Origin of the sequence: Streptomyces sp. NPDC048560 (assembly GCF_040650955.1) — a bacterium.
GTDB lineage: Bacteria > Actinomycetota > Actinomycetes > Streptomycetales > Streptomycetaceae > Streptomyces.
In genome coordinates this window covers 553,189-567,215 of record NZ_JBEZIJ010000001.1, presented here as the reverse complement: position 1 = coordinate 567,215, position 14,027 = coordinate 553,189, and the positions used below count along the sequence as shown (strand labels likewise).

Here is a 14,027-nt window from a genome sequence, read left to right as displayed (position 1 = left end):
GGTCGGCGTGGTCACGTAGTGTTTCATTCATCGACGCGGGGTGGAGCAGCTCGGTAGCTCGCTGGGCTCATAACCCAGAGGTCGCAGGTTCAAATCCTGTCCCCGCTACTGAAGACCGAGGCCCGGATCCTGAAAAGGATCCGGGCCTCGGTCGTTTTCATGCGCGCGAACGCATGACCATTAAACGGATGAAGGGCCGCGGCGCGTCATGCGCCGCGGCCCTTCATCCGTTCCGCGGTGCTCAGGCCGCCGCGGCGCAGTTCGGGCAGACGCCGCGGTAGGTGACCTCGACGTCGGAGACCGTGAAGCCGAAGCGCTCGGCGTCCGGCAGGTCCGCGAGCGGATTGCCCGACGGGTGTACGTCGCGGATGGCGCCGCAGCGCGCGCAGACCAGGTGGTGGTGCGGGCGGTGGGCGTTGGGGTCGTACCGCTTGGCCCGGCGGTCGGTGGAGACCTCGATGACCTCACCGAGGGACACCATCTCGCCCAGCGTGTTGTAGACGGTCGCCCTGGAGATCTCGGGCAGCCTGGCGACAGCCCTCGCGTGGACCTCGTCGGCCGTCAGGTGCACATGGTCGCCGTCGAGGACCTCGGCCACGACACGCCGCTGCGCCGTCATGCGCCAGCCGCGTCCACGGAGTCGTTCCAGCAGGTCACTCATGGGGCTCAGCCTAACAGTGGGGGGAGTCGTATCCCGAACAGGTGTGACTTTGGATGCTCACTTGACTTAGACAATGTCCATTGTAGGATCGATACCGGCATACGCCAGGGACAGGCTGTGCGGAAAACGATGCTGTGCAGGACATGACGCAGGAGGCGCACGTGACGCAGGGACCGCTCACAACGGAGGCCGGCGCGCCGGTGGCCGACAACCAGAACAGCGAGACCGCGGGCGTCGGCGGGCCGGTCCTCGTTCAGGACCAGGCGCTGCTGGAGAAGCTCGCGCACTTCAACCGTGAGCGCATCCCGGAGCGCATCGTGCACGCACGTGGCGCCGGTGCCTACGGCACCTTCACGCTGACCCGCGACGTCTCGCAGTGGACGCGTGCGAAGTTCCTCTCCGAGGTCGGCAAGCAGACCGAGACGTTCCTGCGCTTCTCCACCGTCGCCGGCAACCTCGGGTCCGCCGACGCGGTGCGCGACCCCCGCGGGTTCGCGCTGAAGTTCTACACCGAAGAGGGCAACTACGACCTCGTCGGCAACAACACCCCGGTGTTCTTCATCAAGGACGCCATCAAGTTCCCCGACTTCATCCACACCCAGAAGCGCGACCCGTACACCGGCTCGCAGGAGGCGGACAACGTCTGGGACTTCTGGGGCCTCTCGCCCGAGTCGACACACCAGGTGACCTGGCTCTTCGGCGACCGCGGCATCCCGGCCACGCTGCGCCACATGAACGGGTACGGCTCGCACACCTACCAGTGGAACAACGAGGCCGGCGAGGTCTTCTGGGTCAAGTACCACTTCAAGACCGACCAGGGCATCAGGAACCTGACGCAGGCCGAGGCCAACACGCTCGCCGGTGAGGACCCCGACTCCCACCAGCGAGACCTGCGTGAGGCCATCGAGCGCGGCGACTTCCCGTCCTGGACGGTGCAGGTCCAGATCATGCCGGCGGCCGACGCGGCCACGTACCGCTTCAACCCGTTCGACCTCACCAAGGTGTGGCCGCACGCGGACTACCCGCCGGTCGAGATCGGGAAGCTGGAGCTCAACCGCAACCCGGAGAACATCTTCGCGGAGACCGAGCAGTCCATCTTCAGCCCCGCGCACTTCGTGCCGGGCATCGGTCCCTCCCCGGACAAGATGCTCCAGGGCCGGCTGTTCGCGTACGGCGACGCCCACCGCTACCGCGTCGGCATCAACGCCGACCACCTGCCGGTGAACCGTCCGCACGCCACCGAGGCGCGCACCAACAGCCGTGACGGGCATCTGTACGACGGTCGCCACAAGGGCGCCAAGAACTACGAACCGAACAGCTTCGGCGGCCCGTTCCAGACGGACAGGCCCCTGTGGCAGTCCGTCCCGGTCACCGGCGCCACCGGCAACCACGAGGCCCCGGTGCACGCCGAGGACGACGACTTCGTGCAGGCCGGAAACCTCTACCGGCTGTACTCCGAGGAAGAGAAGGCCCGCCTGATCGACAACCTCTCCGGGTTCATCGCCAAGGTCTCGCGCGACGACATCGCCGAGCGTGCGATCGACAACTTCCGCCGTGCGGACGGTGACTTCGGCAAGCGGCTGCAGGCAGCGGTCCAGGCGCTGCGCGGCTGATCGCGGGTCCCCGGGGCAGATTCTCGATGCCGGGCCGGATCTCCTGCGGGGGTCCGGCCCGGCATCGTCCGTACCAGGGCGGGCTCAGATCACCAGCTCCGCCGGGTGGCGCCTCGCCGGTGCCCAGCACCGGATGATGTCGCGCACCGAGACGACCCCTACCGGACCGTCGTTGTCCAGGACGATGAGATGCCGGAAACCTCCGTGCGTCATGGCTTCCGCGGCCTCTTCCAGGGTCCAGGTGGGGGCGGCGAAGACCACGTCGGTGGTGGTGTGCGTGGACGCGGTCTCCAGGTCGGGGTTCAGCCCCGAGCCGATCGCGTCGAGGATGTCGCGCTCGGTGATGATTCCGAGCCCGCAGGTGTCCGGGTCGTGGACGACGGCTGCTCCGACGCGGCGAGCCGACATCAGACGGGCTGCCTGGCGGAGGGTGTGGGTCGGGCCGATGGTCAGGACCATCGTGCTCATGGCGTCACGGACGAGCATGAAAAGAGCCACCTCCTTCGTGAGCCGACTCTGTGAGCCGATTCACAAGTTCACAAGTGGGGGGACTCTCAGAGTTGCATCCTTGGGCGGAGTCAACAAGGGGTGGGCGGGAAGAGCCGAGGGCGTGCGAGAGCGCGGCACACAGGCCTCGCGCGCCCCGGCGGCACGGTGGGCCGGGGCGCGCGAGGCACGGCTGAATCCCTGGGATTCCCTAGTAGCGCTGGTTGAGATAGCCGAGCAGCTCGTCGTGGAGCAGTCCGTTGGACGCCGCCGCGTTGCCGCCGCCGGGGCCCGGGACACCGTCCAGGCCGGTGAACCGACCGCCCGCCTCCTGGACGATGATCGCGTTCGCCGCCATGTCCCAGAGGGAGAGCTCGGGCTCAGCGCAGATGTCCACCGAGCCCTCGGCGACCATCATGTACGGCCAGAAGTCCCCGTACCCGCGTGTCCGCCAGCAGGCCCGGGTGAGGTCCATGAAGCCGTCCAGCCGCCCCTGCTCCTCCCAGCCGCTCAGGGAGGAGTACGCGAACGAGGAGTCCGCGATCCGCTCCACCTTGGACACGTGGAGACGGGTCGCGGAGGTCAGACTGCGGCCGGAGAACGCCCCGGCACCCTTCGCCGCCCACCAGCGGCGGCTCAGCGCGGGGGCCGACACCACGCCGACGACGGGCTGGAAGCCGTTCTCGCCGGCCTCCATCAGCGAGATCAGCGTCGCCCACACGGGCACGCCGCGTACGTAGTTCTTCGTGCCGTCGATCGGGTCGATGACCCAGCGCCGGGGGCCCGTGCCCTCGATGCCGTACTCCTCGCCGAGGATCGCGTCCCGGGGGCGCGCCCGGTGCAGATGGCCGCGGATCAGTTCCTCGGCGTGTTTGTCCGCCTCGCTCACCGGAGTCATGTCCGGCTTGGTCTCGACCTTCAGGTCGAGAGCCTTGAACCGGGCCATCGTCGCCGCGTCGGCGGCGTCCGCCAGTACATGGGCGAGACGCAGGTCATCGTGGTAATCGGGCATGTCGTCACAGTATCCACCGCCACCCACCAGGGCTACAGGGCCCCGGTCGGCAGCACCTGGTGAGAGGGCCCGCGAGGGCCATTGACAGGGTGCGGCGGCGCGTCGACCCTGAGTCGCGGGTCCCGGGTGTGGGAGGCGGCGATGGCCACAGCGCGCGAAGCCCTGCTGGACGCCGCGCACGCGGCGCTCGCCACCAGGCACTGGGCAGCGGTGCGGATGGTCGATGTCGCGGCGGACGCGGGTGTGTCCCGGCAGACCCTCTACAACGAGTTCGGCAACAAGGACGGACTGGCCCGCGCGCTCGTCCGGCGGGCCGCCGACCGCTATCTCGCGGGGATCGACACGGTGCTGGGAGAGGGGCGGGGGCCGGTCGCCCTGGCGCTCTGGACGGTCCGCAGCGCACGGGCGGACGTACTGGTCAAGGCGTTACTGACGGGCTTGTGGGGCGAGCGGCTGCCTCGCCCCGCACGGTCCGCGCCGACCTCGGCCGTGCCGGGCCGTGCCCGGTCCGACGCCGCCCTGTCGACCCCGGCCGAACTGCTCGCCCTGGTCCGGGACCGCGCGGTGGCCGTCCTGAGCGACGGACGGCCCGCGAACGACACCGCGGAACTGGCGGTGACCTGCGAGACGGCGCTCAGACTCGCGCTCTCGTACGCCCTCGTGCCGCCGGAACGCGCGTTGCCCATGGACCGCACGGACCCCGCGGAGGGCGCGCCCGGCGACCTGGTGCCGCTGGTCCGCGACGTGGTGGCGCGGCACCCCGGAGGGCGCTCGGGCACCGGTCAGTGCGAGGAGCCCGAGAGCTGCAGGCCGATCACGCCGACGATCACCAGGGAGATCGAGACGAGCTTGAGGGTGGAGACCACGTCGTCGAGGAAGACCATCCCGTAGATCGCGGTACCGGCCGCGCCGATCCCGGTCCACACCGCGTAGGCGGGTCCCACGTCCAGCTTCTTCAGCGAGAGCGTGAGCAGCCCGAAACTGCCGAGGGCGAACACGCAGAAGGCGATCGTCGGCCAGAGCCTGGTGAAACCGTGCGAGAGCTTGAGACACACGGCGAACCCGGTCTCCAACAAACCTGCCACCACCACCAGCAGCCACGCCATCGACGTTTCCTCCCACGTAGTGACTGCTTCGTCTCGCTTGGGTGCGATTATGCACTTACCAGTCGTGGGGGCTCGCAAACGTGCGCGAGTCGGGTGCGTCTGTCAGTCGCCCTCGCGCCGCTCCCGGGTGGCGAGCAGCCGCCGCAGCGAGTCGAGCCGTGCCGGATCGGCGTGGCCCTCCGCCACCCAGGCGTCGAGCGCGCACTCCGGTTGCTGGTCGTCGTGGGTGCAGCCGCGCGGGCACTTCTCGGTGCCGGGCTCCAGGTCGGGGAAGGCCAGGATCACCCGGGACGGGTCGACGTGGTGCAGTCCGAAGGAGCGCACACCGGGGGTGTCGATCACCCATCCGCGCGCGTCCGGAAGAGGGAGCGCGAGCGCCGAGGTGGTGGTGTGCCTGCCCCGGCCCGTGACGGCGTTGACCACTCCCGTCGTACGCCGTCTGTCCTTCGGCACCAGGGCGTTCACCAGGGTCGTCTTGCCGACTCCGGAGTGCCCGACGAAGGCGGTGATCCGGTCGTTCAGCTGCTCACGCACCCGCTCGGCGGCGTCCCCGCTCGCCAGTTCCTCACGGTTCGTCACGATGTACGGGACGCCAAGCGGCGTGTACGCGGCCAGCAGCGCGTCCGGCGAGGCCAGGTCCGACTTCGTGAGGACGAGGAGCGGGGTGAGCCCGCCGTCGTACGCGGCGACGAGACAGCGGTCGATCATGCGGGGGCGCGGTTCGGGATCGGCGAGCGCGGTGACGATCGCCAGCTGGTCCGCGTTGGCGACGACCACGCGCTCGAACGGATCGTCGTCGTCGGCCGTGCGGCGCAGGACCGAGTGGCGCGCGCCGATGCGGACGATGCGGGCCAGGGTGTCCTTCTCACCGGAGAGGTCACCGACGATGGAGACGGTGTCGCCCACCACGGCGGCCTTGCGGCCCAGTTCGCGGGCCTTCATCGCCACCACCGTACGACCGTCCACGAGGCAGGTGAGCCTGCCGCGGTCGACGGTCAGGACCATGCCGTCCTGGGCCTCCTCGTGCTTGGGCCGGGTGTGCGTGCGCGGCCGGTTGCCCTTGGGGTTCGGGCGGACGCGGATGTCGTCCTCGTCGGGGTTCTTGCCGTAGCGCCTCATGTCGTCAGGCCCCGGCCGTTCCGGTGGAGGCGAGCATCGCGGTCCACATCTCCGGGAAGTCCGGCAGGGTCTTCGCGGTCGTGCCCACGTTCTCGATCCGCACACCCGGCACGGCGAGGCCGATGATCGAACCGGCCGTCGCCATCCGGTGGTCGTCGTACGTGTGGAAGGTGCCGCCGTGCAGCGGGCGCGGCCGGATGTGCAGACCGTCGGCGGTCTCGGTGACATCGCCGCCGAGCTCGTTGATCTCCTTGGTGAGGGCCGCGAGCCGGTCCGTCTCGTGCAGCCGCAGATGGGCCACGCCGCGCAGGGTCGAGGGGGAGTCGGCGAGGGCCGCGACGGCGGCGATGCCGGGGGTCAGCTCACCGACCTCGCCGAGGTCCACGTCGATGCCGTGGATGCGGCCCGTTCCCGTGAAGGTGAGCCCGCGCTCGGTCAGCTCGCAGCCGCCGCCCATCTCGGTGAAGATCTCGCGCAGCGCGTCACCCGGCTGGGTGGTGCGCAGTGGCCAGTCGGGCACCGTGACCCGGCCGCCGGTGACCAGCGCGGCCGCCAGGAACGGCTGGGCGTTGGAGAGGTCCGGCTCGACGGTCAGGTCGCGGCCGAGCAGTGCCGAGTGGGCGACCCGCCACACGTTGGGCTCGCCCCCGGTCTCCGGCTCGTCGACCTGGGCGCCGACCGTCCGCAGCATGTCCACCGTCATCCGGATGTGCGGCATGGAGGGGAGCGTCGAGCCGGTGTGCCGTACCTCGACCCCCTGGTTGAAGCGGGGGGCCGACAGCAGGAGCGCCGAGATGAACTGGGAGGACGAGGAGGCGTCGATCTCCACCGGGCCGCCTTCCAGCGCACCGGCGCCGTGGACGGTCAGCGGCAGTGCGCCGCGGGCCTCGTCGTCGATCCGGGCGCCCAGGGTGCGCAGCGCGTCGATCACACCGTTGAGGGGGCGCTCGTAGGAGCGGGCGTCGCCGTCGAAGCGGACGGGGCCGTCGGCGAGGGTGGCGACGGGCGGCAGGAAGCGCATGACCGTTCCGGCGTTGCCGACGTCCACGGCGGCCGGGCCGTGCAGGCCGGCCGGGATGACCCGCCAGGCCTCGCCGGAGCCGTCCGGGCCGATGCCCTCCTCGATGCCGACGCCCATCGTGCGCAGTGCCTGGGCCATCAGCAGGGTGTCGCGGGAGCGCAGCGGGCGCCGCAGCCAGCCGGGCTCGGAGGAGAGGGCGGCCAGCACGAGCGCCCGGTTGGTGACCGACTTCGATCCGGGCACGGTGACGGTGGCGTCGACGGCTCCGCTCGCGTGGGGGGCGGGCCAGAGGGCGGGGTGCACGGAACTTTCGGTCATGGCGCTCACTTTAGTGGCTCTCCGCAAACCCAGATCCTGATCAAATCGACCGAAACCGGGCCGTAACGTGAGAGTGGTAAGGCCGTGCGGCCCCGGAGGCCGTCAGAGGCCGAGCAGCCAGCGCCCGCCGCCGATCAGCGAACAGAGGGACACCGCGTGGAAGAGGAACAGCCACAGCGCGGCGGGTGCGTCGGTGAGCCGGGCCAGCTGGTCCGCGTCGGAATCCGGCGCGCCGCCGTGCCGCCGCTTGGACTGCAGCTCGAACGCGGGACGGACGCCGCCCAGCAGCAGGAACCAGACAGCGGTGTACGCGAAGAGGGACTGCCAGGCGGCAGACGCCAGCCAGGACACCAGCAGGAACGTCGATCCGGTGAGGATCACCGTCAGCGCGCCGTATACGTTGCGGATCATCACCAGCATGACCGTCAGCAGGGCCGTCGCCAGCCACAGCAGCAGGGTGATCCTGCCGTTGACCAGCAGCCACGCCCCTCCCAGCCCGAGTAGCGGCGGGGCCGTGTAGCCCGCGGCGGCCGTGAGGATCATGCCGATGCCGGTGGGCTTGCCGCGGCTCACGGTCAGTCCGCTGGTGTCCGAGTGGAGCCGGATACCGGCGAGCTGCCGCCCGGTGACGAGGGCGATCAGCCCGTGGCCGCCCTCGTGCGCGATCGTGATCGCGTTCCGCGAGAGCCGCCATATGAGATTGGGTACGACGGCGACGAGCGCGACCGTGGCGGTCACGACGACCAGCCACTGCTCGGGCAGCGGCTGGGTGCCGAAGACGCGATCCCACAGATCGCCCAGATCGGTGCTGTCCATAGGCCGGGCGGCTCCTTGCGTTCGTGACGGGAGGTCGTGGCAGTCTGGCACTTATGTGCGGACGGTATGCAGCGAGTCGGCGGCCCGAGGATCTGACCGGGCTCTTCGGAATCGAGAAGTGGGAGCCGGCCGAGGCCCTGGAGCCCGACTGGAACGTGGCGCCGACCAAGGAGGTCTACGCCGTGCTGGAGCGTCCTGTGAAGGACGCGGATGACCAGCGTCCGGTTCGCCAGCTCCGCACACTGAAATGGGGACTCGTGCCCTCCTGGGCGAAGTCGCCCGAGGGCGCCGCCCGCATGATCAACGCCCGCGCCGAGACGGTGCACGAGAAGCCGTCCTTCCGCCGCCCCTTCACCTCGCGGCGCTGCATCCTGCCGGCCGACGGCTACTACGAGTGGGTCACCGGCGTGGAGGAGCGGCAGCTGGAGGAGAAGGGCAGGAAGAAGCGGCCCCGTAAGCAGCCGTACTTCGTGACGCCCGCCGACGGCTCGGTCTTCGCGATGGCCGGACTGTACGAGTTCTGGCGTGACCGGACCCTTCCCGACGACCACCCCCAGGCGTGGTGGGTGACCTGCTCGGTGATCACGACCGAGGCGGAGACGTCCCCCCTCGCCGTAGCCCCCGCCGAAGGCCCCTCCGCGCTCGCCGACATCCACCCCCGGATGCCGCTGATGCTGACGCCGGACCGGTGGGACGCCTGGCTCGACCCCTCGCGGACCGAGGTCGACGAGCTGAAGGGGCTGCTCACGCCGCCGCCCGGCGGTCTGATGCGGGCCTACCCGGTGGCCACGGAGGTCAGCAACGTCCGCAACAACGGGCCGGAACTGCTGGAGGAACTGGCGGCGCCGGAGGTGGCGACGCTGTTCTGAGAGCCGGGATTGATTGGATGGCCCCGTGAGTCGCTCAGAGAACGTGCAAACGGTCGAGACGGACGCCGGGACCGCCCGGATCACCTGGACGCTTCCGCCCCGGGCCCGCCTCGTGGTCGCCCTCGGCCACGGCGCGGGCGGTGGCATCGAGGCCCGCGACCTGCGTGCCCTCGCCGCCGTGCTGCCCGGTGAGGGGGTGGGCGTCGCCCTGGTGGAGCAGCCGTGGCGGGTGGCCGGCAAGAAGCTCGCGCCCGCCCCGAAGACCCTGGACACCGGATGGCGGGGGCTGTGGCCCGCGCTGACCGCCCCGGGACTGCCGGTCGTCGCCGGGGGACGCAGCGCCGGTGCCCGGGTCGCCTGCCGTACGGCGTCCGGCCTCGGCGCGCACGCCGTCCTCGCGCTCAGCTTCCCGCTGCACCCTCCGGGCAGGCCGGAGAAGTCCCGGGCGCAGGAGCTCCTCGGCGCCGGCGTGCCCACGCTCGTCGTCCAGGGCGGCAACGACCCGTTCGGGCGGCCCGCCGAATTCCCGCCGGGGGAGTACGAGCTCGCCGAGGTGGAGTACGGGGACCACGGCTTCGCCGTACCCAAGCGGTCGGGCCTGGGTGAGGACCAGGTGATGTCCGTCATCACCGGTGCCGTGACCCGCTGGGTGGGGTCCCTGGTGTGACCCGCGTCCCGGGAATGATGCGTGGGAGAGCGCTGTTATTCGGGACGTCGGTACAACAACGTCGTTTGTGGAGAGGGAGTCCGTCGCATGGGTTCGACCATCTGCCCGCGCCGCTCGAACACCGCTGACCTGGAGTGGACGGTGCTTCACGCGGCCAAGACCGCTCCCGAGCGGGCACTGAGCGGATCGGATCGACAGCCCGCCTCGAAGCAAGGTCGACTATTCTCCGATTCGAGCGGGTCCGGTTTCGGCTCCGCCACATCGTTGGAGGAGGTGGGTCCGGTCACTGGGACCGACACAGGGACCGACGACGGCCGCGCGGAGGAGACGACCGCCGAGCGCAACGCGCGTTTCGAGCGGGACGCTCTCGGTTTTCTCGACCAGATGTACTCGGCCGCGCTGCGCATGACGCGCAATCCGGCCGATGCGGAGGACCTGGTCCAGGAGACGTATGCGAAGGCGTACGGCTCCTTCCACCAGTTCCGTGAGGGCACGAACCTCAAGGCGTGGATGTACCGCATCCTTACCAACACGTTCATCAACTCGTACCGCAAGAAGCAGCGCGAGCCCCAGCGCAGTGCGGCCGAGGAGATCGAGGACTGGCAGCTGGCGCGCGCCGAGTCGCACATGTCGACGGGTCTGCGCTCCGCCGAGTCCCAGGCTCTCGACCATCTGCCGGACTCGGACGTGAAGGCCGCGCTCCAGGCGATCCCCGAGGAGTTCCGCATTGCCGTCTATCTCGCGGACGTAGAGGGCTTTGCCTACAAGGAGATCGCGGACATCATGGGGACTCCCATCGGTACGGTGATGTCCCGACTGCACCGCGGCCGCCGGCAACTGCGCGGCATGCTGGAGGACTACGCCCGTGAGCGCGGGCTCGTCCCCGCCGGCGCCGGTGAGTCGGACGATCTGAAAGGCTCGGCCTCATGAGCTGCGGAGAGCCGCACGAGACGGATTGCTCAGAGGTTCTCGATCATCTCTACGAGTTCCTCGACCATGAGATGCCCGAGGGCGACTGCACGAAGTTCGAGGTGCACTTCGAGGAGTGCTCCCCGTGCCTGGAGAAGTACGGCCTCGAACAGGCCGTGAAGAAGCTGGTGAAGCGCTGCTGCGGTCAGGACGACGTCCCGACCGACCTGCGCTCGAAGGTGATGGGCCGGATCGACCTGATCCGCTCGGGTCAGGTCGTCCCCGAGCAGGACGTGTCGATGGACAGCGCGGGTATGCCGACACCCGCCGCGGAGTAGCCGCGCACCGCCGTCGTATCCGAAGGGCACGCCGTCACACGGCGTGCCCTTCGGCGTATCACCGCTGCCACGCACCCGTCACCCGAATGTGCTAATCGGACTCATCGGGGCTCGGCCGACCGTCCAACTCGCTAGCCTGGCGCCTCCATTGACCACGCGGGGGGCGGGCGGTACGGGTGAGGAGCACACCGGGAGCGGCACGCGCCTGCATCCTCGGCGCGGTCATCTGCGCCGTCCTGTCCTCCCTGCCCGCGTGGAGTCCTGACGCCGGCACGCCGTGGGGCACCCTCGCCCTGCTCGCCGGGCTGTACCTCGTCTGCGAACTCCCCGGCCGATTTCCGTTCTTCGGCAGCTCCGTGCCGATCAGCACGGGGTCGTTCTTCCCACTCCTGCTCGCCGCCGCGTTCCTGCTGCCGCCGGCCGCCGCCGCGCTGGTCGCGGTTCCCGGCGCGCTGGCGGGCCGGGTGGAGCAGCCGCCCTTCGTGGCGCGCCGCCTCTGGCGGGCCGCGCAGCTCTCGCTCACCGTGTGGGCCGCCTCGTGCGCGCACGCCGCGCTCGGCGGGCCCGGAGCGCTCGGCGGGAGCGGGGCCCGGGGGGTGCCCGACTTTCCGTACGCCCTGGCGCCGGCCTGCGCCGCGGCTCTCGCCTTCTGCCTCGTCCTGACGGCGCTGGACGGCTGCATCCTCGTGACGGCGGAGCGGCAGCCGGCCCGGCACGCCTGGCGGGGACTCCTGCCGCACTCGGTGGGGCCGCACCTCGTGCACGCGCTCGCCGGGCTGATGATGGCCGTCCTGTGGCGCAGCTCGTACGGCCCCGTGTCCGCGCTCTTCGTGCTGCTGCCCATGTACATCTCCTGCTGGGTCTTCGCCCAGTACCACCGCGAGCACGCCGCCCACCGGGCGACGATCAGGGCGCTGGTGCAGGCCGTCGACATCAAGGACAAGTACACGCGCGGGCACAGCGAGCGGGTGGGCAGGGCCTCCGTACTGATCGCCCGCGAGCTGGGCATGGAGGAGGGCCGGCTCGAAGCGCTGCGGTTCGCCGGGATCCTGCACGACGTGGGCAAGCTGGGCGTGCCCACCCGGGTCCTGCGCAAGGACGGCCCGCTCACGCCGGAGGAGCGGCGGGTCATCGAACTGCACCCGGAGTACGGACACGAGATCGTCCGGGGCATCGGCTTCCTGGACGAAGCGCGGGCGGCGATCCTGCACCACCACGAGCGGCTCGACGGGAGTGGCTATCCGTACGGGCTCAGCGGGCGGCAGATTCCCGAGTTCGCGCGGGTCGTCGCCGTCGCCGACGCCTTCGACGCGATGACCTCCACCCGGTCCTACCGGCGGGGCCGGCCCGTGCCGGCCGCCGTCGCGGAGCTGGAACGGTGCGCGGGAAGCCAGTTCGATCCGCGGATGGTCGGGGCGCTGGCGCGCGGGCTCGCACGGCACGGGTGGTCGGGGGCGGCCACCGCGGTGACGGCGGACGAGGTCGCGGTCGGGCCGCGGGTGCCGGCTGCCCGGGCGCAGGGCGTGGACGGGGGCGTGGACGCGGGCGCCGGGGCCGGGCCGCGGACGCCCGGCCCTCAGCCGGACGGGCTCGGTCCGGGTGCCGGCGGTGGTGAGGTGCCGGGTGGGACCGGCGGGGGAACGCGTGGGGCCGGGCCCGCAGCGGTGGGCGGGCCCGAAGGGGACGCCGGAGGCTCCGGGGAGCTGAGCCGGCTCCGGAAGTCCGTGGAGCGGCCCGGGTGAGCGGGGCAGCGGGCTGGTCCGGTGCCCGGTCCGCCGTCGTGGCGGTCCGGGGCGCCGCGGTCGTGCTCACCGTCGCCGCCTTCGTCCACACCCTCTGGTACGGGATCGCCGAGCCCGGGCACGCCCTCGCCTTCGCCGCCGTCGTGGTGACCGGCGAGCTGGCGCGCTGGGGCGCCCTGCCAGGGGAGCGGGAGCCCGCCCCCCTCGGTACCGCCGGGGCCCTCGCGTACGCACTCCTCGGGCGCAGTGGCGGGGAACCCACCACGCACGGGGCCCTCCAGGTGGTAGCCGTCGTCGTCGCCGCCCAGTTGCTCGCCGCCGTGCCCCACGTGGCGCGCGGCAGCGGACCCGGGCCCGATCTGGCCGCCCGCCGTGTCCTGACCGTCGGGTTCGCCGCCGTGTGCTTCCAGCCGCTGTACAACTCGGGCCAGTCCGGCCGGTGGTTCGGCGAGGGCCCGTACTTCGTGTTCTTCCTGCTCCTGCTGCTGGCCCTCACCGCGCTGTGCGACGCCGTACTCGCCGCCCTCCTCCTGCACTCCCGCACCCGCTATCCGTACGGACCGCTCCTCCGCGACGAGCTGCGGGCCCTCATCGGCATCGGCTCCGCGGTCTGCGCGACCGGCGCGGTCATGGCCATCGGGGTCGCGGTCGCCGGGCTGTGGGCGCTCCCCGTCCTGTGCGTACCGCTGCTGCTGACCCAGGTGTCCTACCGGCGGTACGCCGCTGTCCGTACGACCTACCGGCAGACCATCGCCTCCCTGGCCCGTTCCACGGAGATCGCCGGATACACCCCGCACGGTCACGCCCGCCGGGTCGCCGAGCTCTCCACCGCCGTGGGCCGGGAGCTGGGCCTGTCCGGCCGCGAACTGACCGTCCTGGAGTACGCGGCCCTGATGCACGACATCGGTCAGCTCTCGCTCGTGGACCCGGTCGCCGAGGGGGCCACCGCCACCCTGCCGGCTGCCGAGCAGCGGCGGATCGCGCTCCTGGGGGGAGCGGTGGTCCGGCAGACCGGCGTGGACACCGCGGTCGCGGTGGTGGTGGAGCAGCAGGCCGACCCATACCGGGAACAGCCGCTGTCCGCCAGGATCGTCCGGGCGGTCAACGCATACGACGACCTGTGCGGGGAAAGCGCCATCGGGCCGCTCGGTGCGCTGGAACAGCTCAGGCTGGGTACCGGTCACGACTACCAGCACCAGGTCGTGGAAGCGCTGGCGGGTGTCCTGGCGCGGGGCGGTCTGACCCAGGTCCGGCCTGGGTAACCCATGGGTAATGAGCGGGCGTCCGGCCGGGCATGGTTGGATGCGAAAGTAGAGCGGAAGACGAGGGTGTCCAGTCGGGACAGGCGGG

15 protein-coding genes and 1 tRNA gene are annotated in these 14,027 nt (G+C 71.1%); 9 read left to right on the top strand and 7 right to left on the bottom strand.

Annotation, left to right across the window (positions count from 1 at the left end; genetic code table 11):
* Positions 1–34: 34 nt before the first annotated feature.
* Positions 35–108 (top strand) — tRNA-Met (locus AB0C82_RS02475).
* 133 nt (positions 109–241) lie between these two features.
* On the opposite strand, the gene AB0C82_RS02470 is transcribed toward AB0C82_RS02475, so the two are convergent.
* Positions 242–661 carry a Fur family transcriptional regulator gene (locus AB0C82_RS02470; protein WP_362835481.1) on the bottom strand — a complete coding sequence of 140 codons (420 nt, stop codon included), beginning with the start codon at positions 659–661 and terminating at the stop codon, positions 242–244.
* Between the two features lie 143 nt (positions 662–804).
* On the opposite strand from AB0C82_RS02470, the gene AB0C82_RS02465 reads away from it, so the two are divergent.
* Positions 805–2,274, top strand: a complete 1,470-nt coding sequence (locus tag AB0C82_RS02465; protein WP_362835479.1) for a catalase — start codon at positions 805–807, stop codon at positions 2,272–2,274.
* Positions 2,275–2,358: 84 nt separating this feature from the next.
* On the opposite strand, the gene AB0C82_RS02460 is transcribed toward AB0C82_RS02465, so the two are convergent.
* Both AB0C82_RS02460 and hisN read right to left on the bottom strand, forming a co-directional pair.
* Positions 2,359–2,760: a CBS domain-containing protein gene (locus AB0C82_RS02460; RefSeq protein WP_362835477.1), complete on the bottom strand. Its 402-nt coding sequence runs from the start codon at positions 2,758–2,760 to the stop codon at positions 2,359–2,361.
* A 211-nt stretch (positions 2,761–2,971) separates the two neighbouring features.
* Positions 2,972–3,772: a histidinol-phosphatase gene (hisN, locus tag AB0C82_RS02455; RefSeq protein ID WP_362835475.1), complete on the bottom strand. Its 801-nt coding sequence runs from the start codon at positions 3,770–3,772 to the stop codon at positions 2,972–2,974.
* 141 nt (positions 3,773–3,913) lie between these two features.
* Between hisN and AB0C82_RS02450 the strand changes: the two genes are divergently transcribed.
* Positions 3,914–4,663, top strand: a complete 750-nt coding sequence (locus tag AB0C82_RS02450; protein WP_362835473.1) for a TetR/AcrR family transcriptional regulator — start codon at positions 3,914–3,916, stop codon at positions 4,661–4,663.
* Here AB0C82_RS02450 and AB0C82_RS02445 read toward each other — a convergent pair.
* The 4 genes from AB0C82_RS02445 to AB0C82_RS02430 form a co-directional block, all read right to left on the bottom strand.
* On the bottom strand, positions 4,555–4,878 hold the full coding sequence (locus AB0C82_RS02445; RefSeq protein WP_145803350.1) for a multidrug efflux SMR transporter: 324 nt from the start codon (positions 4,876–4,878) through the stop codon (positions 4,555–4,557). The genes AB0C82_RS02450 and AB0C82_RS02445 overlap by 109 nt on opposite strands.
* A gap of 102 nt (positions 4,879–4,980) precedes the next feature.
* A complete protein-coding gene (rsgA, locus tag AB0C82_RS02440; RefSeq protein ID WP_362835471.1) occupies positions 4,981–5,997 on the bottom strand; it encodes a ribosome small subunit-dependent GTPase A in 1,017 nt (338 codons plus the stop codon).
* A gap of 4 nt (positions 5,998–6,001) precedes the next feature.
* A complete protein-coding gene (gene aroA, locus AB0C82_RS02435) occupies positions 6,002–7,336 on the bottom strand; it encodes a 3-phosphoshikimate 1-carboxyvinyltransferase (RefSeq protein WP_362835469.1) in 1,335 nt (444 codons plus the stop codon).
* Between the two features lie 102 nt (positions 7,337–7,438).
* Positions 7,439–8,152 carry a M50 family metallopeptidase gene (locus tag AB0C82_RS02430; protein WP_362835467.1) on the bottom strand — a complete coding sequence of 238 codons (714 nt, stop codon included), beginning with the start codon at positions 8,150–8,152 and terminating at the stop codon, positions 7,439–7,441.
* Positions 8,153–8,205: 53 nt separating this feature from the next.
* Here AB0C82_RS02430 and AB0C82_RS02425 point away from each other — a divergent pair, with 53 nt between their 5' ends.
* The 6 genes from AB0C82_RS02425 to AB0C82_RS02400 all read left to right on the top strand — a co-directional run bounded on the left by AB0C82_RS02425 (position 8,206) and on the right by AB0C82_RS02400 (position 13,939).
* On the top strand, positions 8,206–9,021 hold the full coding sequence (locus AB0C82_RS02425) for an SOS response-associated peptidase (protein ID WP_362835465.1): 816 nt from the start codon (positions 8,206–8,208) through the stop codon (positions 9,019–9,021).
* 25 nt (positions 9,022–9,046) lie between these two features.
* Complete coding sequence (locus tag AB0C82_RS02420; RefSeq protein WP_362835463.1) at positions 9,047–9,688, top strand: alpha/beta family hydrolase; 642 nt, start codon at positions 9,047–9,049, stop codon at positions 9,686–9,688.
* 273 nt (positions 9,689–9,961) lie between these two features.
* A complete protein-coding gene (locus AB0C82_RS02415) occupies positions 9,962–10,618 on the top strand; it encodes a sigma-70 family RNA polymerase sigma factor (RefSeq protein ID WP_362835461.1) in 657 nt (218 codons plus the stop codon).
* Positions 10,615–10,935 carry a mycothiol system anti-sigma-R factor gene (gene rsrA / locus AB0C82_RS02410; protein WP_362835459.1) on the top strand — a complete coding sequence of 107 codons (321 nt, stop codon included), beginning with the start codon at positions 10,615–10,617 and terminating at the stop codon, positions 10,933–10,935. The genes AB0C82_RS02415 and rsrA overlap by 4 nt, the downstream gene beginning before the upstream one ends.
* Before the next feature lie 176 nt (positions 10,936–11,111).
* Positions 11,112–12,677, top strand: a complete 1,566-nt coding sequence (locus tag AB0C82_RS02405) for an HD-GYP domain-containing protein (RefSeq protein ID WP_362835457.1) — start codon at positions 11,112–11,114, stop codon at positions 12,675–12,677.
* Positions 12,674–13,939: an HD domain-containing protein gene (locus AB0C82_RS02400; RefSeq protein ID WP_362835455.1), complete on the top strand. Its 1,266-nt coding sequence runs from the start codon at positions 12,674–12,676 to the stop codon at positions 13,937–13,939. Before AB0C82_RS02405 ends, AB0C82_RS02400 begins: the two co-directional genes overlap by 4 nt.
* The last annotated feature ends 88 nt before the right edge of the window (positions 13,940–14,027 follow it).